This is a genomic window from Lentilactobacillus diolivorans DSM 14421, assembly GCF_001434255.1.
GTDB classification, from domain to species: Bacteria; Bacillota; Bacilli; order Lactobacillales; family Lactobacillaceae; genus Lentilactobacillus; species Lentilactobacillus diolivorans.
On sequence record NZ_AZEY01000105.1, the window covers coordinates 13199 to 36216 of the forward strand.

Here is a 23018-nt window from a genome sequence, read left to right on the forward strand (position 1 = left end):
TTAAAAAATTGAAAGCTGGGAATGACGCTGATTGAGCGTGATTCCCAGCTTTTTTCGTAAAGGAATAAATGACGGTTTCTCTGTGTTGAATACGTTGATCAACCAAACGGGATTGGGGTGAAAAAGACGATTAGCTTTCCGGGTATGATTAGGGCACCAAAAATGATCAGCGCCGGCGGTTGCAAGTCGGAAGTCTGACCGTTAACTTTTTTTCGGCAAAAATTTTGTGGGAACATCCCAGGTCAAACAATGGACAGAACCACCGGTGGTTGAGATTCGAGCGACATCAACGGGCACGACTTTTTTAGTAGTTTGTTGTTTAACAATTCTTAGTGCTTGAGCATCCGTTCGGAGACCATAATGTGGGACGTAAATGGTGTTCGGCGTTTCCAGCATGTTAATATATAATCCCTTAGCTGAAGCAATTTTGGCATCATATTGGCCCTTTGATGTATAGGCAGAGGGTAGGAGGACAAATTTGGCATCAGGAAGTTGGGCTTTAATGAGTCGTTGCACCTTTCTGACCAATTTTTGGTTCCCAGAGAAATCACTAATAAATAGTTTCCGGGAGCTGATGAACTTAACCATCCCATCGGCGTGGCCCAATACGTCTCCAGGTTCGGTGGGGATGAAGATGACATGATGGACCGCTAATTTTGTTTTTAATTCCGCTATAATTTCCGCTCGGGACCAATCTGGGTTATCGGCAAAGACGTGGGTCGTTAAGATAACGGTATCACTGTTATTCCAAATCAGATTACCACCATCCAAGACCAGGCTGCTGGTTTGATAATTGAATTTTTCCCGGTTGAGCCAACTTCGAAAACGTTGATCTAAATAGTGACTGTCTGCCCTTTTGAGATAACCTGGGTGGTAACGAAACTTTATCATTTTGGTGGTAATTACCGGCGCAACATCTCGAAGCCAAATGTCGTCATAGGTGAAGTTACTGGTTCGATGAGATAGTGCCTCTTGGGTAATTGTGACGACGTTTCCCGGGTCCAGTCTGGCTAATTGATTGTCAAAATGATGGAGTGCTTTATTAAAGGGATGATAGTAGGTGTCATCAGAACTGGGTAGGGCTGTATAAATTGTCGACTGGTCTGCTGCGGCAGTTTGGTTGACAGAGCTTTTGGTTCCAGCGACCAATAAACTGCCGGCACAGATAATAAGTGCTAAAAATCCGATTCGTTTCTGCATTGATAATATCCTCCAACTTGTTTGTTGGCATTATGATAGCACTGGATTTTGTTATTAATTTTATAAAAAATATTATAAGCGCTGTAAGAGGAAAAACTACCTGTTGACAAGGTGGGCTAATTATAAAATAAAATTATTTAGTAATATTAACTTATCAATAAATGATTTGGTTATAAAATGAACAAATGCCATTTTTCCGGCATCGCTTGGTTTTGCTTAATAATATGCAGAGCTGTTTTGAATCCGGCTTTGGTTTGCGGTTCATTCAGGAGATCCAAAATAGTAATGGCTTCATTCATTTTATTTTCGCCGGCGGTGCCATTAGATTTAATGAATTCATACCATCCTTGATAGAAATGGTATTCGATCGCGTAGGAACTATCTTCCCGTTCAGCAATCGATTGTTTGATTAAGGCCAGCACATCACTTGCCCACTGCAATTTTCTGGCGTTAATATAGGTGGCGAATAAACTGAACAGTAAGTTAAACCGCATTGTTTGCAGAATCGGGAAACCGTCACTTTGGGCAGTTCGTTTAATTGCAATTGATTAAAGTTGATGAACGGTTTGAATTGGCATTGCGGGTTGACTGAAGCCGAATAAAATCACTTCAAATGTGCTCCAGTTTTCAATGTTGTAGAGGTAGCTGACAAGCGGTCGACATAGTTTCTCCCGAGTTCGATTAAGCACTGATAATGAGGAAGTGTGGTCAATTTCCCAATTTAATTCGGCTAGTTGAATCTGGTACAGGATGATAATGTAATGATTCCAGCCAACCTGATCAGTCTTTTCCAAGGAATTGATGATTGTGATTAGCTGGGTTCTTTCCTGAATTCTTTCAGCCTTCGTGTGGTCTTTAGAATTAAATAATTGATTTGAGAAGCGACCTAATTGGTGCATAAAAGTACTTGTTAAAAAGACAGAATTATGATCTGAATAAGCGATGCTTAGTGGAATGAAAGTATCTTTTCCACGAAGATAAAGGAATTCTTCAACCGACACGTTGATTTTGTCAAGCAGGTAGATCAGCCGATTAAAGCTGATCTGAGACTGCCCATTTTCAAATGAGCTGATAAATGAAAGACTGTTCTGCTTGTCTGCGACTTGTTTAAGTGTGAGGTGACGGTCCGTTCGTAACTTCCGGAATAGTTTACCAATTTCTTGCATTTCTTTGCCTTCTAACAATTCCAGTATATCGGAATTTATTAAAATCAAGTTTAATTCTTTTATAGAATGTAGGCAAGAATTGAGGTCTTGCTTATGCATTCATATTTGACTAATCACGGATTCCGAGCGCTTGTTAATGCGGCAATTTTTAATGCGATCGGCAGCAGTTTATTTAATATCGTTTTCATTATTTACGCGGGAAATTTGTCCTTTAAAACGCTTGCTGTCAGTTTAGTATCGTTCACAAACGATATCCCCAGTATCATCGACGTCTTTTCAGGGTACTGGGCGGATAATGTCCATCATAAATATCTTGGAATGATTTTTTCACGGATTAGCCAGTTTGGCTTATTTGTCGGATTGGCAGGACTAATTGGGTTGAAGCGCTCGTTACCTATTTTTATCGTTCTTCTGACAATTAATATGATTAGCGATTCTTTGGGATTATTTGCCGATAGTTTATCATTACCGTTGCTTGGTCATTTAGTTGCCAACGACGAGTTAAATAACGCGATCGGCCTTGAATCAGGGGTGACATCGACGATTCAAATGGCTTTTCAGGGTGTTGGAGCGACGCTGATTGTTTGGCTGAATGATAATTACAGTCTTGTTGGTTTCATTAATGCGGTGACCTTTTTAATAGCAGCTGTGATTGTTTGGCAATATCGACAAACTTTTATGTCAATTGAACCTCATCTAAAGGTGAATCAAATCGCTCAAAAACGTAAACCGATGATAGCAAGTCTATTAGTAACCGGTAAATTAATTTACTCAAATAAACGGTTAATGGCAATTGTGAGATTCGGATTTTTGATTAACCTGTATGCCGCTCCGGCGGATGGGCTTATCAATCTTGGTATTTTAAACAACCCTGTGCTTTGGATTGGCAGTTTTGGCAATAGTGTTGCATTGGTCAATATTTCATTTTCTCTCGGGAGTATTTTGGGTGCTGTCTATCAAAATGATTTTTTGGCTAGAACAAGGATTATGGGTCTGATTATCTTAACAAATGTGGCATTCGTATTTTTAGCTGTTACATTTTTAGCTGAAATATCGATTGTTTTTATTATCATGATGGCGTTGATAACCGGATACTTACTGGGCAAGTTGAATCCGCGAACGACTGCCTTGTTTGTCAAAGTAATTCCCGATGACCAGTTGGGGGCTGCGATGAGCTTTTTGGGGATGTTGTTTATGTTAGGGGCACCAGTTGGCGATGTGGTCTTTTTAACAATTGCGAATATAGGTAAACAAGGCACTAAATACAGTTGGGGGTTGTTTGCGGTTTGTGCAGGCTTGACAGCTTTGGCAGCTATTCTTCGGCACAGGTTTCATGTTGGTAGTGTTGATGATTGAAAAACATGAGCGAGATAGAGAACGTTTAACTTCCAGAATTTAAGGGATCTATCCGAGTACTCTGGTCCTGAACCTTTGGATAAATCCCTTACATGACCGGAAGTTATTTTTTCGTATTTTCTGTTCGGTAATAAGCATGATGGTACTAAAAGAGACTGGATAAAATGACTACCCAGTCTCTTCTTGCTTTAAATTTTATTTTTCGTTACCGTTGTTAGTACGTTAATTTACTTTGGTTTCAATCGTCCCTAATCCATCAATATTGCTGGCAAAGACATCACCAGACTTTAGGAAAACCTGTGGATCTCTGCCAACTCCGGTCCCACTAGGGGTGCCAGTAAAAATCAGGTCGCCGGAATAGAGTTCGATTACACCGGAAATATAGGAAATTAATGTCTGGATATCAAAAATCATTTGGCCAACAGTAGCTTGTTGCATGATTTCACCGTTAACTTTAGTGGTGACTTTCTTTGAAATAATGTCATCGGTATCGGCGATTGTTGTAATATATGGGCCAACCGGTGAGTAATTCCGAAATGACTTTCCGAGATCGAATTGGGTGCTGGGACCATCAATTGACTGCATCGTCCGGTCGGAAATGTCCTGACCAACCATGTAACCGGCAATGGCATCTTCCGCGTCTTCACGGCTAATGTTTCGGCCGCCACGACCAATGACAATGATTAGTTCCGATTCCCAATCTACGGTATCACTACTTAAATGAATGGTGTTAAATGGGCCGGCCAATGAACTGACAAACTTGTTGAAAACATTGGGGCGCTTGGGCTTTGGCGTATCCATTTCTTTCATATGATCGAGATAATTGAAGCCGATCGCCGGTAATTGGCGTGGATGTTGGACGGGTTGCTCGAATTTGTTGGCATCAAGCAACTCAGCGCGATCGTCATTAATAATTTTTTCGTCAGAAATATCGATCAAAACTTTTGAAAGAAACGACTGCCAATCATGTAAAATATCGTCGATTGAGTCATAGCCAGTGATTGCAACCCCCCAAAGCTGATCGTTTTGGGCCGCCACAAACGTTGGCTTTTTGTTGTACATTGCTAATTTCATTTCAAACCCTCCTGGCTTAATTCAATTAACGAACAGCGATATTAGTATACACCCAAATGATAAGATTGTACTAATATCACTGTTATCAATTGCCATTTTTCCAAAAGTTGTTCAATTCCTTTTTTAGTTGCGTCTGATTATTCGAAACTTCGATGTTGGTCCAATGTTTTGGAAAAATTTGACGGTATCGGGTTTGATTAAATCGTTGATCCATTAATACAATCACGCCTTTGTCCTCGTCAGTGCGAATGACCCGGCCGGCAGCCTGACTGACGTTGTTGAACCCGGGGAGTTGGTAAGCGTATGAAAAGCCTTGACCGTTTAGTTGGTCAAAGTAGTCGCGAATTAAATCGGATTCTTTGTTCATCCCGGGTAGACCGACGCTGACAATACCCACGCCAATTAATTGATCGTTTTTTAAATCAATGCCTTCTGAAAAGATACCGCCCAGTAACGCAAAGCCGACCTTGGTTTGTTGGGGATCTGTTCGGAATTCGTTCAAGAAATCAATTCTGGCCGTATTATCCATTTCGGCTTGTTGTGATAGGATTTGGACATCGGGATGTTGTTGGCCAAATTGGTCTCGGACCATTGTCAAATAGGCCATTGATGGAAAGAAGATCATGTAATGGCCGGCCTTCTGGGAAATGAGGGTTAAAATGGTGTCACAAATTGGTTTGATGCTATTGTTGCGATTGGCATAAAGCGTATTAATATTGTTGGCAATGATTACCTGACAATTCTGTTTGGGGAAAGAAGAAGCTGAAATCATACACAAGCTATCGGGTTCGTTGCCTAATACCCGTTGGTAGTAAGCAATCGGACTCAAGGTTGCTGAAAATAGAATGGCGGCGCGGCCTAAATTTAAACTCGCTTGGATTTGCTTGCTGGGATCCATACAGAATTGGCGAAAAATAATGGTGTGGTCGTCGATAATAATTCGGGTGCGGTAGGTGTCATCGTAAAATTGGCTGATGAGATAGTAACTCCGACATTGCAAATAGTAGTCGACAACGGCATCAACCGTCTCACTGGGTTTCTGGGTGGCTAACCATTCATGGATAACTTCAATGAGGTCACCTAACGTATTGTTGAAATTATCCAGCGGCGCCAACTGGGCAATTTGCTGATCATCAGTTGTCGCTGCTGGTTTGCTGTATCGTCTAAAAGATCGTTTCAGCGATTGTAAGCTTTTGATGACTTTGCTATTTGCCGCCTTCTTCTTTGCCAATTGCGAAACAAGCGGATCAATGGGACTCGCAGTTAGAGTTGCCGAATACATTTCCCGGGAGCGCTGCACCAGATTATGAACTTCATCAACAAGAAAGCAGTTTTGTTTATCGGGAACTGAGAAAAACCGTTGCAGGTGAACTTGCGGGTCAAATAAATAATTATAATCGCAAATAATCACGTCACAAAATAAGCTGACATCTAATGAAAATTCGAACGGGTCAACTTGGTGTTTTTGGGCATATTTTTGAATATGTGGTTTGGTGATTTGATCCTCGTTTTGAATAATATCCTTAATGGCTGGTCGAATTCGATCGTAGTAGCCGACCATATATGGATTCTCTTCGGGGGCAAGATCACGTTCCTGATCAAAGATGATTTTATCTTTGGCTGTCAGGGTGATGCTTTTAATGGTCAATCCTTTATCCGCCATAATCCCAATTGTATTCTCAGCAACGTGGCGGGTCGATTGTTTGGCAGTAAAATAAAAGATCCGATTGATTAAAGCTTCACCCATTGATTTGATTGCCGGAAAGAGGGTTGAAATGGTTTTGCCAGTCCCGGTTGGCGCTTCCACAAATAGATGTTTTTCGAGCGCAATCGTTTTGTAGACATTGGCAGCAAGTTGATGCTGGCCGGCCCGATAGTTGCTGAACGGAAATTTGAGGTGCCGGGCTGATTTAATCCGTCGCTCATCCAGTTCGTGGCGCAGCTTGATCCACTCTTGGTATTCTTTGATCAATGCGTCAAAAAATTTAGTTGCTTCGGTTAAGTCAATCGGTTGCTTCCGGATTGTAATTTGTTCGTCGGGGGTCTGGACATAGGTAAGCTGCATATCAATCGTGTCAATGCTTTTGTCTTGCATATAGATATATGAATAAACCTTAACCTGAGCCCAGTATAGCTTTAGCGTTGATTCTGGAAGGGTGTCAAAGGCTAAGTCGGACGTTTTGATTTCTTCAATTAGGACTTTGTCATTGCCAAGATCGATTCCATCCGCCCGGCCACTGATGACATAGCTATCATTGAGATAGTCAAACGATGTTTTCAAGGCGACTTCCGATTGATAGGTTTCAGGACGATGATGTTGTAGCTTTCGGTGAATCCGACTACCTTTGCGGGCGGTGTTTTCACTGCTGGTGGCGGGACTAAGATCGCCACTGCGACGTAAAAATTCGACTAATTCCCGGATCCCAATTTGATGTTCTGCCATTTTTAACACCCTCCCCGCATTCAAAATTTGCACGCTTTACATTATACCGAATTTTTGAATGATCCGTTACCCGGTTGAAGTTGTACTTTCAGAAATCGGCGTATACAATTAAAACATTAATAAGTCGAAATAAAGATGGGATGGTTAACATGCAGCCACATTTTGGTCAGATTGTTGCGGCAAAGCACGATCACTATTTTGCGTTGGGACGGGTAGTGACCAATAATCCGCAATTGATTTTGGATAACGTCAATTATATTGGCAAGAAAAATTTTGTGATTCATATTAAATTTGGTGCCGGCATTACCCGAGAAGCCCAGCTATTGGTTCGAGTGCCGGAGAGCCAATTACCGGACTATTTGGATAAAACAAACCTGAAAACGTTTGGTCAGGCCATTGAAAATAATGATTTGATGTTATTAAACACTGATTCTGAGCAGTTTGAGAAGTTTCGAGTAAAGGCCGAACTGGAAATTGAGGATCCCAAGGATGAAAAGATTGCCTATGTTGCCAGTTTACGGGAAAATACGATTCAGTTGGTTACGGATTATTTGGAACAGTTGCAAGCCAAAATCGATAAGTTATCGCAGCGTAAGGCGAATCACTATTTTTCCAGCAAGACTCATTATGAGGACGTGAAGGATTTCTTGTTATCGGTGACACCATACATGGATCTGAGGTTAAAGGAAAGTCAGGCACGCCAAGACGAGTGGCGGCCAAAGTTACGATTGGGAGGACAATAAAAATGTTGAATGAAGCGAAGTTACAAGCAATTGTGGCAACTTTTGCCAAATACAATATTGAGGTCAAGACCGAGGAGATGCGAATAACGGCAATTAATGGCAACAAGGTGGATTTCGATGCCAAAACCTATATGCAGGATCAATTGATTGGCCTGATTTGTAAGGTGTTGGAAACGCAGGTGGTGCATGAGGTGTGGATGAGGGAGAGTGCAAAACCGAGCGCTTAGCTTCCAGAATATAAGGCACTTAAACCCAGATTCCTGTTTTGAATCTGGGTTTAAGTGCCTTATATGGCCGGAAGCTGCTCGGCTTTTGCACGTTTTAGATAAATGAGATTGGTGATTCGCGGTTAAAAATCAGCCCAGCCGGAACTTTATATTCTGGAAGCTGCTCGGCTTTTGCACGTTTTGACCAAATAGCAAGGCCATTCGCAGTTAAAAACCAGCCCAGACAGGACCTTACATTTTGGAAATTGTAGTTCATTTGAAACTCGAGAGCTAGTTATAAAGAATACCGGGGCTGGGACAAAAGTAATTTTGTCCCAGCCCCTTTTGAGTAATCACGATTATTACCGAGTGAAAACGTGCGCCAAAAGGCAACTTCCTGCCACGTAACCGAATTATCCAAACATTCAAGCCCGGAATATTCGGATAATCCGATTACGCTCTGGAAGTTAACCGCCTTTCGTCCCACTCTCGTATTTTTCAATATCGTACTAATTTAACCCTTAACGAAGGGGCTGTTCTTTCAAAGCGACCTATACATTCTGATTCTGCAGTCCCTTAACAAAATCCAGATAGGCGGCTTGTTCGCCAGTGTCGCTAATTTGTGCGTGACTTAAATCGTTATCGTGTAAGTCGGCTTCTGGGAGATCAACTTTATGAGTGAAAGTGGCATTGCCAATTAAATCAATCTGGTATGTCCCGTCGTTATCGTGAACCCGGGTTTTGACCATCCCGCCAGGATTATAGGCTGAGATAGTTTGCTCAAAATCGGCCATTTGAGGATGATTTAAGCAAAAGGCAAGACTAGTAGCAGACATCCCAGTACCGCAGGCATTGGTAAAGCCAACCCCCCGTTCAAAGGTCCGGACAAACAAGCTGTTCTTGTCTAAAATCTGAGCAAAACTAACGTTAACACCATCTGTAAAGTAATCGTTAGGACGATTAAGCATAGTTCCCAAGTTGCCCAACGTGTCTGACCGCATCACATCATCAGTCACAAAGCTGATTAAATGGGGATTGGGTACCGCGATGGCAGTGAACCTCAGTCCCTTTGCAAATTGGGGAACTTCTTGATCAATTAAAGTATCGGTTCCTAAGTTTTGAAATGGTAGGGATTCTTTGTTAAACGTGACTGGTGAAATTTCAACGCTAAAGGTCGGGACGTTTGGTGCTAATTCAGTTTCCCGGTGGACATCTAAATCACTGTCTTGGGTCTGAACCTTAAAGGCATCTTGGTGGTACTTATCTGACAAGTAACGGGAGACCGTTCGTAGACCATTGCCACACATGGAAGCAATGCTGCCATCCGTATTAATAACTTGCATACTGCCAAGAACGTCGGGATGGTCCGAACTATCGATGACCAATAAACCGTCAGCCCCGTCTAATAGGCCACTTTGGGGATCAGTAATATGTTTGGCCAGTTCGACCAGTTCGTCTTGACTCAACTGATTGGCTAATTCAGTTTGATCGAGAATAAAGAACTTATTTTGTGAGCCATGAACTTTCAATAATTGAACCATATCGCTATTCCTCCAAGTTTTTAAATTGAGAGACTGGGATAATAAAATATCCAGTCCTGTTTTGTGTCATTACGACTATTACTGAGTGAAAATGCGGTCCAAACGCAGCTTCCGGCCCGCTCTGTTATTCCGAGTATACCGCATTCTTCGAAGGAGTCACCGATTGACTGCTCGCTTGTGAAAAGAAGTGTTGATAAATCCTTCGAACAGCTTCGTCAGCATCGGATTCACGTGTGCCCAGCATAATTGAAATCCGAGAAGCCCCTTGATTAATCATATGAACAGCGATGTCGTGTTCGGCAAGTGGTCGGATGATATTTTCAATCGTACCAACCCGTGCCCGCATTCCTTCGCCTACTACCATGATAATGGCGTAGTCATCAATCCATTCCAGTGTATCAGGTTTGACGGTTGCTTTGATGTCTGCACACATCTTATGGATGGTTTCATTATCTAGTTGATTTCGATCAAAAATGATGGTGAGGTCATCAATCCCAGAGGGCATATGCTCGTAAGAAACCCCATATTTGTATAAAATCTTGAGAATCTTTAAAGTGAAACCAACTTCCTTATTCAGCAGATAACGATGCAGATAAAGGGCAGCGAAGCGATTTGATCCGGTAATTCCGGTAACTGATTTAGTTGGTTTAAATGAGTTTTCCGGAACAATCAGCGTCCCAGGCAAGTCAGGATTATTCGTATTCTTAACGTTAATGGGAACCTGACCTTGGATCGCCGGAATGATGGCTTCATCATTAAAAACTGAAAAGCCTGCATATGATAATTCACGCATCTCACGAAAAGTCATTTTGGCAATTGGGGCAGGGTTCTTAACGACTTTGGGATTGGCAGCGAAGATTGCGTCAACGTCGGTAAAATTCTCGTAGAGTGATGCGTGAAGTCCGCGAGCCAAAATTGAACCGGTAATATCGGAACCACCACGGGCAAAGGTAGCGATGTTGCCATCAGCGGTGAAACCAAAGAAACCTGGGAAAACTAATTTTTCGTCACCATACGACAGATGTTGGAGATGATCATACGTTTCTTCCAGCACTGATGCCGAATTGGGATCGTCGCTCAATAAAATACCGGCTTCACTGGGATCAACGAAGCGGGCTTTAGTTCCTAAACGATTAAGACAGGCCGCAAATAGTTCGGCATTTAATCGTTCACCATGAGCTTTGAAAGCAGCCATTAAATAGTCGTTATTTGGATAGGATCGGGTGGGTAACGCCTTAAGTTTGCGATAGATGTCAGTTAAGACATCGTCAGGCACATTAAAACCATGTCCGATTTCCTGGTAACGATCAAATATTTGATCGGCATAGTTGTTGTCCTGGTCATTCAAAGTGGCATTGGCGTATTTGATCAGCAAATCAGTTACTTTGATGTCGCCAGTAAATCGTTTGCCGGGTGCAGAGGTGACAACGACCTTGCGTTGTGAATCTGCTTGAACAATGTGAATGACTTTTTCAACGTGGGCTGCGTCTGCTAATGAACTACCCCCAAATTTTACGACTTTCATTTTATCAATTCTCTCCCTGGGTCTTCCCATTAATTTAAAATTCAGTTAGATTTCGTTAAGTCGAATTTTAGCATCTTTGTGATTTTTTTCAACACCAAATATTTTCTTGCGGCTGGCAACATCACATCAGACGGGCTCATTAGCAATTCACTCCCATGCTCATGGCAATCAAAGGTTGACTATTTATGAGAGACATTATAGAATGATGTCAATTAAATCATTAGAGGTTGCAACCAACATCAGTAACCAGTGGAGTTCCTACTTGAACTTTGAAGCTGGCAAAAGGGGCGGTTGCCGAAGCACCAAGTGAAGTAGGGCTTGGCGCGCTGGGACTTGGCTTAATAGGCTTTGGACTGTCGCAGCTAACATGTCGGCTGCGGGGCGCTAACGACAATTGATAAAGAATATCAGTTCAATAAAAATTCTGAAATCTCTTTGTTTAGTGCGAGCATCTTCGGCTGAACAAAGAGATTTTTTTATACAAAATAAACGGCAACACCTTTGGAGGAAGAATAATGAGTAATCAGATTGACCAACTAACAACGAATCAAGCGGGACATTTAGAGATCGGTGGCTGTGACACTTTGGATTTAGCAAAGGAATACGGCACTCCGCTGGTTGTCTACGATGTTAAATCGATTCGCGATCAAATCCATCACTTTCAAAAGGTGTTTGAAGATAACGATGTTGATTATGCCGTCAGCTATGCCAGCAAAGCTTTTGCCTGCATCGCCATGTTTCAACTAATTAATCAGGAACACGGCCACATTGATGTTGTGTCTGGTGGAGAGCTCTACACGGCAATCCAAGCCGGTTTTCCAATGGACCACGTTAGTTTTCACGGTAATAATAAATCTCGTGAAGAGTTGGAAATGGCAGTTGATCATCAAATTGGTGTCATCATGTTGGATAACTTTCATGAAATTGACCTTCTTAAGCAAGTATTGGAAGAGCGTAACAGCCATATTAATGTGATGCTGCGGGTGACTCCGGGAGTTTCTGCCCATACCCATGAATATGATCAGACCGGTCAGGTTGACAGCAAATTTGGTTTTGACCTCAAAAGTGGTCAAGCTCGCCAAGCATTGGATCAAGTTTTGGCCGATCCAAGGATGACGATGTTGGGAATTCACGCTCACATCGGATCACAAATCTTTGAAGTCAAAGGATTTGAGATGGCGGCTACAACGCTGGTTGATACTCTGGGGGATTGGCACGAAGAAATCGGTTATACGGCGAAGGTCGTGAACGTTGGCGGTGGCTTTGGAATTCGTTATACGCAAGCGGATGATCCGATTGCTCCGGAAATGTTTGTTGACGCGATCGTTAAGGCCATCAAAAAGCGGACCCATGAGTTGGGATTACCAATGCCGGCCGTTTGGATCGAACCGGGTCGCTCAATTGCCGGTCCGGCAGGCTACAACTTGTATACCGTCGGCAGCCGCAAAGATGTTCCTGGAATTAGATCTTACGTTACTGTTGATGGTGGAATGGGTGATAATATTCGACCGGCATTGTACCAGGCGAAATATGAAGCAGTTTTAGCCAAGAATCCTAAAGCTCCCATTAAAGAAACGGTTCGGGTTGCCGGTAAATATTGTGAATCCGGCGATATTTTAATTCAAAAGCAGGATCTGCCCGCAACTCAACCGGGTGATGTACTGGCAATGTTAGCCACCGGCGCGTACGGCTACGCAATGGCCTCTAATTACAATCGTAATCCGCGGCCAGCCGTTGTGTTTGTCGAAAATGGGCATTCACAAGTCGCAATTAAACGTGAAAGTTTTGAAGATTTGGTTCATTTAGACGAACCGTTTAATTTATCAGATTAACGAGTTATAAAAACGGATGTTGATTAAAAATTAATTACTAAATAATAAGGGAGAAAGATAATGGCACAACTAAACGCACGAGAAATCATTGATTATATTGGAAACGCTGAAAAAAAGACACCGGTGAAAGTTTATGTGAAGGGATCGTTATCAGAAGTGACCATTCCTGACACAATCAAAGCTTTTGTTGAAGCCCACACGGCAATCTTGTTTGGTGATTGGAAGGATGTTGAACCCTTCTTAAAACAAAATCAGGCGATGATCAGCGATACCGAAATTGAGGCAGATTCTCGCAATTCAGCTGTTCCATTGTTAAATGTAAAAAACATTAATGCTCGGATTGAGCCGGGGGCTGTGATTCGCGATCACGTGACAATTGGTAATAACGCCGTCATCATGATGGGGGCGATTATCAATATTGGCGCTGAAATTGGTGATGACAGTATGATCGATATGGGCGTTGTCATGGGCGGCCGAGCCATGGTTGGGAAGCATTCACACATTGGGGCCGGCGCAGTTTTGGCTGGTGTGATTGAACCAGCATCCGCCAAGCCGGTTCAAATTGATGACAATGTCTTGATTGGCGCCAATGCGGTTGTTATCGAAGGCGTTCACGTGGGTGAGGGTGCGGTTGTTGCTGCAGGTGCAGTTGTCACCGAAGACGTTGCCCCACATACCATGGTTGCCGGCATGCCGGCCCGTAAAATTAAAGATGTGGATGCCAAAACGGAATCGAAGACGGGTCTTGAAGATGATTTAAGAAAGCTGTGATTAGATGGCACAATTAACAACTGAACAATTAATTGATATTAGGCGCCATCTACATGAGTATCCAGAGTTGGCAATGCATGAATTTAAGACCCATGACTTCCTATTAAATACGATCCAGACGTTTAATCAGCAAAATTTGGAAATCCGTGAATTACCCGATTTACCAACGGCATTGTTGGTTTATATCCAGGGTAGTGATCCTAAGCGAACGATTGGTTATCGGACAGACATCGATGCATTACCAGTTACCGAAGAGACCGGATTACCATTTTCTTCAAAAAATACCGGTATTATGCATGCTTGCGGCCATGATGTTCATATGACCGTGGCGTTGGGTGTCCTTAATTGGTTTAGTGAACACCAGCCAAAAGATAACTTGGTCTTCTTCTTTCAGCCCGCTGAAGAAAGTGAAAATGGCGGTAAGGTTGCTTATGAACAAGGGGCTTTCAAAGGTAAATGGTTACCCGATGAGTTTTACGGGTTGCATGACAATCCTCATTTGCCAGCCGGCGCGATTGGTTGTCGAATGGGAACCTTGTTTGCCGGAACGACTGAAGTGAACGTTGATTTGATTGGCAAGAGTGGTCATGCGGCTTATCCGCAAGCTGCCAACGATATGGTGGTTGCCGCTGCAGAATTTATTGGCCAAGTCCAAACAATTATTTCTCGAAGCGTTGACCCAATTGAAGGCGGCGTGATCACGTTCGGCAAACTGGACGCCGGTACCATTCGGAATGTGATTGCCGGTCAAGCGAGAATTGAAGGAACGATTCGTGGATTAACTCAAAAGATGATTGAACATATCGTGGCCCGACTTAAACAGATCGCCAATGGGGTGGCGATAAGTTACGGTGCGCAAGTCAATATCCAGTTTAATCAGGGCGGTTACTTACCGGTTGAAAACAATCTGGCATTAACCAAGCGATTCATTGAATTTGCCAAACAGGATCCGGCAACTGAATTCGTTGAAACGGAACCAGCCATGACTGGCGAAGATTTTGGCTACCTATTATCTAAGATTCCCGGAACCATGTTTTGGCTGGGAGTTGACGATCCGAAGTCACAACTTCACGCGTCAACATTAAATCCAAAGGAATCATCAATTGCCAAAGGGATTCATTCAATTGTTGATTTTTTGGAATATCGACAGCAGGAGCGTAACTAATTATTTAAAATCAAGTGTAATTTGCAGATAAAAGTAATGGATAGTTAACAGACAAACAAATTAAAGAAAGTAGGGATTTTTATGATTAATGCAGATATCATGACAGCAATTATTACCCCGTTTGGTGACGATGGCACGATTAATTTTGACGCTTTGGAACGACTAACAAATCATTGTTTGGAAACAGGCAGCCGCGGCTTTGTTATTGGTGGCACCACGGGTGAAACACCAACTTTGACCCATGATGAAAAAATTGAACTATATACGCGTTTTGCTCAAATCGTAGATGGTCGGGGCGTGATTATTGCAGGAACTGGCAGCAATAACACTCGAGAAACCGCACGATTTACCGCTGAGGTTGGTCGAATATCCGGTATTGATTACGCACTAGTAGTTGTGCCATACTATAACAAGCCAAACCAACGGGGAATGATTGCTCACTTTACAGCAGTTGCCGAACAATCACCGATTCCAATTATTATTTATAACATCCCTGGTCGAACCGGCGTAACAATGGCCAACGATACCATTGTTGAGCTGTCGAAGAACCCAAATATTGCCGGTGTTAAGCAATGTACATCAATGGAAGACTTTGAATACGTTGTCCAAAATACCAATGATGATTTCAATGTCTTTACGGGTGAAGATGCTCAGGCTTTGGCAGCTAAAGCAGTTGGTGGCCGCGGTGTCATTTCAGTTGCCAGTCATATCTATGGTAAGGAAATTCGTAAAATGTATGATGATTTGGATGCTGGGGATGTTAAGTCAGCCGGTGATCTGATGCGGTTTTTAACCCCAAAGATCCAAGCATTATTCATGTATCCATCGCCATCACCTGTTAAAGCCGTTTTAAATGCCCAGGGTTACCATGTTGGCGATTGCCGCTTGCCAATTCTTTCCTTAAATAAGGAAGAAAAGCAGACGTTGGCCATGCATCTTGGGATGGAAAAGGACGCTTTGTTGTCAAGCAAGGCCAGGGTATAAATTGTTTACCGTTGGAAATTGGTTACGCTGGGTCACCGAATGCTGATTTCTTGTGCGTGGTGGAATTTGGATTTTGTTGAAACGTGTGCCAGAAGACTGATCCCTGCCGTGTGTCGGAATTTGAGCTTAGTTAAAATGTGTGACAAAAGGCAGCTCCCGGCCATGTAAGTGAATTATCTAAATATTCCAAGACCGGAATATTCAGATGATTGGAGTGGAAACTTAGCTGAAATGTGTGGCAGAAGGCTGATCCCTGCCGTGTATTGGAATTTGAACTTAGTTAAAACGTGTGACAAAAGGCAGCTCCCGGCCATGTAAGTGAATTATCTGAATATTCCAAGACCGGAATATTCAGATAATTCACTTACATTCTGGGAGCTAACCGCCTTCTGTCACACTCTGAATACAAGGAGATTTCTTATGATTAAAGTGTTAGTTGCCGGATTTATGGGGTCGATGGGTCAAAAGACTGTCTCCATGGTCAATGAGAATGACAACTTTGAATTAGTTGGTGCCTATAGTCCCAATGTTGATGTTGCGCATATGCAAGGGATGGGGCTGAATGATAACGTTAAATTATTTGGTGATTTGAAGGATATTCAAACGGATGCGGATGTCTGGATTGATTTTACGATTCCAGCTGCCGCCTTTGAAAATGCTAAATTTGCCATCGAACATGGTATCCATCCAGTTGTTGGGACTTCAGGGATGAGCGACGACCAAGTCAGTGAGCTGCAAAAATTAGCTGCTGATAAAGGAGTTGGCGGGATTATTGCCCCTAACTTTGGCTTATCTGCCGTTCTTTTGATGAAGTTTGCCAAGGAAGCCGCTAAGTATATGCCGGACGTCGAAATTATTGAAATGCATCATGCTGATAAGCTGGATGCGCCGTCTGGAACAGCCTTATCAACCGCTAAGATGATTGATGAGGTCCGCGGCAATCATCCAACGCCTAAATCTGATGAAACATTATCGGGTGTTCGCGGTGGTGATTACAATGGTATCAAGATTCATTCAGTTCGTTTACCCGGCTATATTGCCCATGAACAGGTGTTGTTTGGTGGTAAGGGTGAAGCATTAACGATCCGCCAAGATTCATTTGACCGTGGCTCATTTATGAATGGCGTTGAAATTGCTGTTCCAGCCGCAGCCAAAGCAACTAAATTGATTGTTGGCTTGGAAAATATTTTATAAGATAAACAAATAAATGGAGGATGCGTAATGCCACAGTTAGATAGTAGACTTTCAGAAGTTGTTAACGAAAATATTGATTCAGTAGCGCCTTCTGGAATTAGAGCGTTTGACCAAAAAATCTCCTCAATTCCAGGAATTGTTAAATTGACGATTGGTGAACCGGATTTTGACGTGCCGGAACATGTCAAACAAGCAGCGATTAAAAGTATTGAGGAAAACAAGTCCCATTATTCAGCGCAAAAAGGAATTCCTGAATTACGGAGTGGCATTGCCAACTATCTGAAAAAACGAACCGGGGTTGATTATGATCCTGAATCAGAAATCATTGTTACCGTTGGCGCAACTGAAGCCATCTTTTCAGCATTAACTTCAATGCTGAATCCGGGTGATAAGGTCATTGTTCCAACGCCGGCATTCGCACTGTATTTCCCAATTATTAAGGTTGCAGGCGCGGAATTAATCACCATTGATACTTCTGATGATGGTTTTGTTTTAACCCCTGAAAAATTACAGGCGGCGCTTGATGAAAATGGCGACAGTGTCAAAGCCATTATTTTAAACTATCCGACTAATCCAACTGGGGTTGAATACTCCAAGGAACAACTCCAAGCGTTAGCTGACATTATTTCTCAACATCAAATGTTCGTTCTAGCTGACGAAATTTATTGTGAGCTAACGTATGGCGTTAAGCATTATTCGATTGCCAGCATGTTGCCTGGCCAAACGATTTTGGTGAATGGCCTGTCAAAGTCCCATGCCATGACCGGCTACCGGGTTGGTTATATTGCAGCCCCAAAGGATTTTGTCACCGAAGCTTCTAAAATGCACGCGTTTGTCGTAACGGCACCATCAAATCCGGCTCAGTATGCGGCCGCCGAAGCATTAAATAATGGTTTGGATGATGCAATTCCGATGCGTCAAGCTTATGAAAAGCGACGTGATTATATTGCTGATCGGTTAGAAAAAATGGGGATGGCAATCGCAATGCCCCAAGGCGCTTTTTACATTTTTGCCAAAATTCCTGATACAATAGACGAAACATCAGTTGAATTTGCGACAACTTTGGCTAGGGAAGCTAAAGTTGGTGTGACGCCCGGTTCTGCATTTGGACCCGGCGGTGAAGGCTATGTCCGGTTATCATATGCCGCCTCTGATGAAGATATTCAATTGGCAATGAATCGAATGAGCGAGTATTTATTAAGCGTTGCAGAATAGGTTACGAGGGAGAAATGTTGAGATGAAAGAATTTAATGTTGCAATTTTAGGTGCTACTGGTGCAGTCGGAACACGAATGATCCAACAGTTGGAGCAGTCAACCATTCCAGTTAAGAATGTTAAACTGTTAGCTTCGGCTCACTCTGCTGGAAAAGTGCTACAGTTCAAGGGTGAAGACGTCACTGTTGAAGAAACGACGCCAGAATCATTTGAAGGTGTTGATTTAGTATTAGCTTCAGCTGGTGGTTCTGTTTCTAAGAAATTCTTACCGGAAGCTGTTAAACGTGGTGCCGTGTGTGTTGACAATACAAGTGCGTTTCGGATGGAACCGGAAGTTCCACTTGTTATTCCAGAAGTAAATGAAAAGGCACTTTATGATCATCGCGGGATTATTTCCAACCCTAACTGTTCAACCATTCAAATGGTTATCTGTTTGGATCCGGTATATCGAAAGTTTGGCTTGAAGCAAGTGATTGTTTCAACTTACCAAGCTGTTTCCGGTGCCGGCCAATCAGCACTCAATGAATTAATGGAAGAGTCCCAACAAGTCTTAAACGGTGAGAAAACCGATCCTAAGATTTTACCAACCAAGGGTGACAAGAAGCATTACCAACAAGCTTTTAACCTGTTACCTCAAATCGATGTTTTTGAGCAGGATGGTTATTACACTCATGAAGAGTGGAAAATGATTCATGAGACCAAGAAAATTATGCTTGATGACATGGATGCCAAAGACATTAAGGTAACGGCTACTTGCGTGCGGGTACCGATTCGAATTGCTCATGGCGAAACAGTTTACTTTGAAGTCGCTGACAAGAGTGCCACAACTGATCAAATTAAGGAAACATTAGCGGCCGCATCCGGTGTCGTCCTTCAAGACGATACAGCTCATCAAATTTATCCACAACCAATTTTGGCTGAAGGTAAGCGGGATACGTTTGTTGGTCGGGTTCGACCAGATTACGAAAATGAGGGCAGCTATCATATGTGGGTGGTTTCTGATAACCTGCTTAAAGGTGCCGCTTGGAACACCGTTCAGATTGCTGAACGACTGGTTGCCGACGATTTGGTTCGGGTACCGGACAATCCATATCTTGGCCCAGATAATCATTAATGTCGCTTAATAATGAGAAGTGGACAAAGAGCAGTCCGCTTTCAAGATGTAAATGAATGATTCATTTATTCTGGTTCGGATGATTTGAATTGTTCTCGTATACGACTTGAAGTTACCTCTGTTGTCCTTCATTTCTTTAGTAATCTTTGTGGTTACAATATAAATAAGTCCAGTTAGAAACTGATAAATGTCGGCTTCTAACTGGACTTTTTTTGTAGTACTTGGAGACGGACAAATTCGGCTTTTGTGCCACGTTAAATAGGTAGTTCTTGAAGACTAGGAAGTTGAAAGGCTTACTAGAAAAGGGGCTCTGAGAAGTAGCTTCCAGTCATATAGGTGCCGTAGTAAAATCGAGATTTAAATCCGAAACGTGTGCCAGAAGACTGATCCCGGCCGCGGAAAAAGATTAACCAAATATTCTAAAAACCAGAATATTCGGTTAATCTCCTTCCACTCTGGGATCAAAGCGTCTTCTGTCACACTCTAATGTTTTTCATTCGCCAAAGCGCCAGCCAATATATTATAATGTTGTTAGAACAAAACTAATTTTTATGAAAAGAAGGGTGATAGTTACATGGCAGATAAAAATAATGAGGTTCCTCCCGATCAGAGACTGTGGCAGCGTAGTACCGCGGACTTGGTTCAGCAGTACCAGACCAATGCCAAAGATGGATTAGGCGAACAAGTCGCTGCTCAACGGCTTAAGCGTGATGGTTACAACGAGTTGACGGTTAAGAAGAAGAGCAAGTTGGTCAAATTCATTGCACAGTTTAACAACAGCATCATTTACATTTTGATTGCTGCGGCGGTTATTACGTTGCTGCTTCATCACTATTCTGATTCATCAGTAATTGGAATCGTTATTATTGCCAACGCGTTTATTGGGTTCTTTCAGGAGATTCAGGCTGATAATGCGTTGACCAAGATTAAGGAATTGTTGGTTAGTCAAAATTACGTGATTCGTAATGGGCAAAAAATCGAAGTGCCGGCACGTGAGCTGGTGGTCGGCGACTTAGTTAATTTGGAGGCTGGGGATGCAGTTCCTGCCGATATGCGCCTGATTTCCGCGGATAATCTGCGAATTCAGGAGTCAACGCTGACTGGTGAAAGTAATTCGGTTGAAAAAACTGAGGATCCACTAACCAAGGATTCAGTTCCATTAGCTGAGCGTTCTAATATGGCTTATGCGTCGACCGCGGTTACCCAAGGATCAGGAATTGGAATTGTCACCGCAACCGGTTCAAATACGGAGATTGGTACCATTCAGCAAAGTGTCTCGGACGTTAAGACCCAGGTAACACCATTGATGAAGAACTTAAACAAGCTAGGTGTTAATTTATCGGTCTTTATCGTTGTGATTGCATTCTTGTTGTTCTTCATGGGGCTATATACTAAAATCTATAGTTTGCCAGTGCTGACGATTGCCATTATTACGATGGTGGTTGGTTCAATTCCTGAAGGACTGCCTGCTTCAACCTCGGTTGTATTGGCAAGAGGCGTTCAAGTCATGACTAAGAAGGGCGCTATTGTTAAAACGTTGCCGGCGGTTGAAACGTTGGGGGCAGTTGACATCGTCGATACCGATAAGACCGGAACGTTAACTAAAAACGAAATGACGGTCACTGATGTCATTACGGATCGTCACCATTATCAAGTGACCGGAATCGGGTTCGTTAACAATGCCAAGGGTGTCGACGGTGATGTGATGCTCAACGATGAGAAGTTCGACTGGCAATCGGATTCTCAATTCGCTAAATTAGTGACGATTGCCGGGACAACCACTGATGCCGAGTTGGTCAACACAGACGGCGAGTGGAGCTTAACCGGTGAGCCGACAGATGGTGCGTTGACCACGCTTTATCATAAGTTAATTGGCCACGAACCGGAAGTTGACGAACTGGATACACTGCCATTTGATTCCGCATACCGCTATAGCGCAAGGCTGGTTAAAGGAATCGACCATAATGAATTGATGGTTAAAGGTGCACCCGGCACGATTTTTGATATGGTTAAACAAAGCGATCCGAGTTTTGACGAAGATGCCTGGTTTGAAAAGGTGACTGATTTAACCGAACATGGCTTACGAGTGGTCGCTTTGGGATCCAAGCCGGTCGCGGGTGATCGTGATGAAATTGATCAGGGCAAAATTGCAGAAGGCATTAAGCTAAGCGGGATTGTTGGGATTATTGATCCCCCACGTGAGGAAGTCATTCCTGCCATTCAACATCTTCGTCGTGCCGGAGTTAAAGTTAACATGATTACTGGTGATCATCCCGATACCGCAACCGCCATTGCCCGTAAATTGGACCTGGATGAAAGTATTCACGCGATTACCGGGCCGGAAGTTGACGAAATGTCCGATGAAGAGCTGATTAAAAACATTGGCCGTTACAATGTTTTTGCTCGGACAACCCCAGCCAATAAGCTGCGAATTGTCAAAGCCCAGCAGGCTAATGCCAAGATTGTTGCGATGACTGGTGATGGGGTTAACGATGCTGCTGCACTTAAGCAGGCCAACATTGGGATTGCAATGGGAATTAAAGGAACCGACGTTGCTAAGGAAGCCGCTGACATGGTTTTGGTTAATGATAGTTTTACAACAATTGTTGATGCGGTATCGGAAGGTCGGCATGTCTTTGATAACATTCAAAAGACAATTCGTTTCCTACTGCCGACTAGCTTTGCAGAAGGGCTGGTTGTCCTAATTAGTATGATTATGGGACAAGAGTTACCTTTATACCCAACCCAATTGCTGTGGATCAACACGGTTTCAGCGTTAACCATCCAGTTTGCGTTCATCTTTGAGCCAGCTGAAGAATCGATCATGGTCAGAGGGCCCCGAGATGTGATGAAAGGAATTCTGGGTAAGATGGATGTCGTGGAGATTGTCTATGTCTCAATTCTGATATCCTCGCTGGGAATCTTTACCTTTGATCGATTTGTTGATGCTAACCTGATCAATCCAATTTTGGGTAGTACGATGGCCGTTAACATCATTATCTTTGGTAAGATTTTCTATCTGTTTAATATTCGTAACTCGTATCCAATCATTTCCAAGCATTTCTTTGAAAATAAGATGGCGTTTGGCATTATTGGTATCTTGATTGCTTTACAGGCCTTCTTGATTTATGTGCCGTTTATGCAGGAGATTTTCCACACAGCGAACGTTAACTTCTATTATGGTTGGTGGATTCCAATCATCTGTGGTTTCGTTGTCCTGGTTGTAACGGAAATCATTAAATTGCTGCGAATTCAGTATCGTAAGAAGAAGGGGCAGGCAACTAAGATTCGCCAACAAGACTAAGCAAACGAGTTTCGTTATGTACTTTAATTTGGGGATTTCTTTGCTAACAGATTAAGAAGGGCTGAGATGAAGATAATTTTGTCTCAGCCCTTTTGGATAAATCACGGTTATTATCGGAAAAAGACGTGGGACCCAAGGCAGCATTCAGAGTGCAGCCTTTGGTCCCACTATTTTTTCTAAACGTA

Annotated in this window: 18 protein-coding genes and 1 riboswitch; of the genes, 11 read left to right on the forward strand and 7 right to left on the reverse strand. The window is 42.8% G+C overall.

The genetic code is table 11. The features are described 5' to 3' along the window. Positions 1–201: 201 nt before the first annotated feature. From FC85_RS13270 to FC85_RS13280, 3 genes are all read right to left on the reverse strand, one after another. Positions 202–1200 (reverse strand): agmatine deiminase family protein, encoded by a 999-nt coding sequence (locus FC85_RS13270; protein WP_186825092.1) that lies wholly within the window; start codon positions 1198–1200, stop codon positions 202–204. Positions 1201–1370: 170 nt separating this feature from the next. Beyond that, positions 1371–1745, reverse strand: coding sequence for an Rgg family transcriptional regulator (locus FC85_RS13275; RefSeq protein ID WP_371862974.1), 375 nt, complete (start codon positions 1743–1745; stop codon positions 1371–1373). A 3-nt stretch (positions 1746–1748) separates the two neighbouring features. Continuing rightward, positions 1749–2366, reverse strand: a complete 618-nt coding sequence (locus FC85_RS13280; protein ID WP_057866002.1) for a helix-turn-helix domain-containing protein — start codon at positions 2364–2366, stop codon at positions 1749–1751. Positions 2367–2459: 93 nt separating this feature from the next. On the opposite strand from FC85_RS13280, the gene FC85_RS13285 reads away from it, so the two are divergent. Further along, positions 2460–3722 carry an MFS transporter gene (locus FC85_RS13285; protein WP_057866003.1) on the forward strand — a complete coding sequence of 421 codons (1263 nt, stop codon included), beginning with the start codon at positions 2460–2462 and terminating at the stop codon, positions 3720–3722. Between the two features lie 222 nt (positions 3723–3944). On the opposite strand, the gene FC85_RS13290 is transcribed toward FC85_RS13285, so the two are convergent. Then, positions 3945–4796 (reverse strand): fumarylacetoacetate hydrolase family protein, encoded by an 852-nt coding sequence (locus tag FC85_RS13290; protein ID WP_057866004.1) that lies wholly within the window; start codon positions 4794–4796, stop codon positions 3945–3947. A gap of 85 nt (positions 4797–4881) precedes the next feature. Further along, the gene (locus FC85_RS13295) at positions 4882–7239 is read right to left on the reverse strand and encodes an ATP-dependent DNA helicase (protein WP_057866005.1); all 2358 of its coding nucleotides are present in this window, start codon (positions 7237–7239) and stop codon (positions 4882–4884) included. Positions 7240–7388: 149 nt separating this feature from the next. On the opposite strand from FC85_RS13295, the gene FC85_RS13300 reads away from it, so the two are divergent. Both FC85_RS13300 and FC85_RS13305 read left to right on the forward strand, forming a co-directional pair. Further along, positions 7389–7982 carry a hypothetical protein gene (locus FC85_RS13300; RefSeq protein ID WP_057866006.1) on the forward strand — a complete coding sequence of 198 codons (594 nt, stop codon included), beginning with the start codon at positions 7389–7391 and terminating at the stop codon, positions 7980–7982. 2 nt (positions 7983–7984) lie between these two features. Beyond that, positions 7985–8209, forward strand: a complete 225-nt coding sequence (locus FC85_RS13305) for a hypothetical protein (protein ID WP_057866007.1) — start codon at positions 7985–7987, stop codon at positions 8207–8209. 530 nt (positions 8210–8739) lie between these two features. Here FC85_RS13305 and dapF read toward each other — a convergent pair. Next, positions 8740–9729 (reverse strand): diaminopimelate epimerase, encoded by a 990-nt coding sequence (gene dapF / locus FC85_RS13310; protein ID WP_057866008.1) that lies wholly within the window; start codon positions 9727–9729, stop codon positions 8740–8742. Between the two features lie 124 nt (positions 9730–9853). Further along, entirely contained in the window at positions 9854–11254 is a 1401-nt protein-coding gene (locus FC85_RS13315; protein WP_057866009.1) for an aspartate kinase, read from the reverse strand. A gap of 213 nt (positions 11255–11467) precedes the next feature. Continuing rightward, a riboswitch (Lysine riboswitch) is annotated at positions 11468–11649 on the forward strand. A 120-nt stretch (positions 11650–11769) separates the two neighbouring features. Here FC85_RS13315 and lysA point away from each other — a divergent pair. The 8 genes from lysA to FC85_RS13355 all read left to right on the forward strand — a co-directional run bounded on the left by lysA (position 11770) and on the right by FC85_RS13355 (position 22833). Continuing rightward, positions 11770–13086, forward strand: a complete 1317-nt coding sequence (gene lysA / locus FC85_RS13320; protein ID WP_057866010.1) for a diaminopimelate decarboxylase — start codon at positions 11770–11772, stop codon at positions 13084–13086. Between the two features lie 60 nt (positions 13087–13146). Next, complete coding sequence (gene dapD / locus FC85_RS13325; protein WP_057866011.1) at positions 13147–13857, forward strand: 2,3,4,5-tetrahydropyridine-2,6-dicarboxylate N-acetyltransferase; 711 nt, start codon at positions 13147–13149, stop codon at positions 13855–13857. 4 nt (positions 13858–13861) lie between these two features. Further along, a complete protein-coding gene (locus FC85_RS13330) occupies positions 13862–15022 on the forward strand; it encodes an N-acetyldiaminopimelate deacetylase (RefSeq protein WP_057866012.1) in 1161 nt (386 codons plus the stop codon). An 81-nt stretch (positions 15023–15103) separates the two neighbouring features. Further along, the gene (dapA, locus tag FC85_RS13335) at positions 15104–16006 is read left to right on the forward strand and encodes a 4-hydroxy-tetrahydrodipicolinate synthase (RefSeq protein ID WP_057866013.1); all 903 of its coding nucleotides are present in this window, start codon (positions 15104–15106) and stop codon (positions 16004–16006) included. Positions 16007–16426: 420 nt separating this feature from the next. Further along, the gene (gene dapB / locus FC85_RS13340) at positions 16427–17200 is read left to right on the forward strand and encodes a 4-hydroxy-tetrahydrodipicolinate reductase (protein ID WP_057866014.1); all 774 of its coding nucleotides are present in this window, start codon (positions 16427–16429) and stop codon (positions 17198–17200) included. Positions 17201–17227: 27 nt separating this feature from the next. Beyond that, positions 17228–18415 carry an aminotransferase class I/II-fold pyridoxal phosphate-dependent enzyme gene (locus FC85_RS13345; RefSeq protein WP_057866015.1) on the forward strand — a complete coding sequence of 396 codons (1188 nt, stop codon included), beginning with the start codon at positions 17228–17230 and terminating at the stop codon, positions 18413–18415. Between the two features lie 22 nt (positions 18416–18437). Next, positions 18438–19529 carry an aspartate-semialdehyde dehydrogenase gene (locus tag FC85_RS13350; protein WP_057866016.1) on the forward strand — a complete coding sequence of 364 codons (1092 nt, stop codon included), beginning with the start codon at positions 18438–18440 and terminating at the stop codon, positions 19527–19529. 574 nt (positions 19530–20103) lie between these two features. Continuing rightward, positions 20104–22833, forward strand: coding sequence for an HAD-IC family P-type ATPase (locus FC85_RS13355; protein ID WP_057866017.1), 2730 nt, complete (start codon positions 20104–20106; stop codon positions 22831–22833). Positions 22834–23018: the final 185 nt, after the last annotated feature.

Bases quoted from the DNA above. Each gene is read 5' to 3' on its own strand.
- FC85_RS13270 (WP_186825092.1), bottom strand. From the start codon at position 1,200: ATGCAGAAACGAATCGGATTTTTAGCACTTATTATCTGTGCCGGCAGT.
- FC85_RS13280 (WP_057866002.1), bottom strand. From the start codon at position 2,366: ATGCAAGAAATTGGTAAACTATTCCGGAAGTTACGAACGGACCGTCAC.
- FC85_RS13285 (WP_057866003.1), top strand. From the start codon at position 2,460: ATGCATTCATATTTGACTAATCACGGATTCCGAGCGCTTGTTAATGCG.
- FC85_RS13290 (WP_057866004.1), bottom strand. From the start codon at position 4,796: ATGAAATTAGCAATGTACAACAAAAAGCCAACGTTTGTGGCGGCCCAA.
- FC85_RS13295 (WP_057866005.1), bottom strand. From the start codon at position 7,239: ATGGCAGAACATCAAATTGGGATCCGGGAATTAGTCGAATTTTTACGT.
- FC85_RS13300 (WP_057866006.1), top strand. From the start codon at position 7,389: ATGCAGCCACATTTTGGTCAGATTGTTGCGGCAAAGCACGATCACTAT.
- FC85_RS13305 (WP_057866007.1), top strand. From the start codon at position 7,985: ATGTTGAATGAAGCGAAGTTACAAGCAATTGTGGCAACTTTTGCCAAA.
- dapF (WP_057866008.1), bottom strand. From the start codon at position 9,729: ATGGTTCAATTATTGAAAGTTCATGGCTCACAAAATAAGTTCTTTATT.
- FC85_RS13315 (WP_057866009.1), bottom strand. From the start codon at position 11,254: ATGAAAGTCGTAAAATTTGGGGGTAGTTCATTAGCAGACGCAGCCCAC.
- lysA (WP_057866010.1), top strand. From the start codon at position 11,770: ATGAGTAATCAGATTGACCAACTAACAACGAATCAAGCGGGACATTTA.
- dapD (WP_057866011.1), top strand. From the start codon at position 13,147: ATGGCACAACTAAACGCACGAGAAATCATTGATTATATTGGAAACGCT.
- FC85_RS13330 (WP_057866012.1), top strand. From the start codon at position 13,862: ATGGCACAATTAACAACTGAACAATTAATTGATATTAGGCGCCATCTA.
- dapA (WP_057866013.1), top strand. From the start codon at position 15,104: ATGATTAATGCAGATATCATGACAGCAATTATTACCCCGTTTGGTGAC.
- dapB (WP_057866014.1), top strand. From the start codon at position 16,427: ATGATTAAAGTGTTAGTTGCCGGATTTATGGGGTCGATGGGTCAAAAG.
- FC85_RS13345 (WP_057866015.1), top strand. From the start codon at position 17,228: ATGCCACAGTTAGATAGTAGACTTTCAGAAGTTGTTAACGAAAATATT.
- FC85_RS13350 (WP_057866016.1), top strand. From the start codon at position 18,438: ATGAAAGAATTTAATGTTGCAATTTTAGGTGCTACTGGTGCAGTCGGA.
- FC85_RS13355 (WP_057866017.1), top strand. From the start codon at position 20,104: ATGGCAGATAAAAATAATGAGGTTCCTCCCGATCAGAGACTGTGGCAG.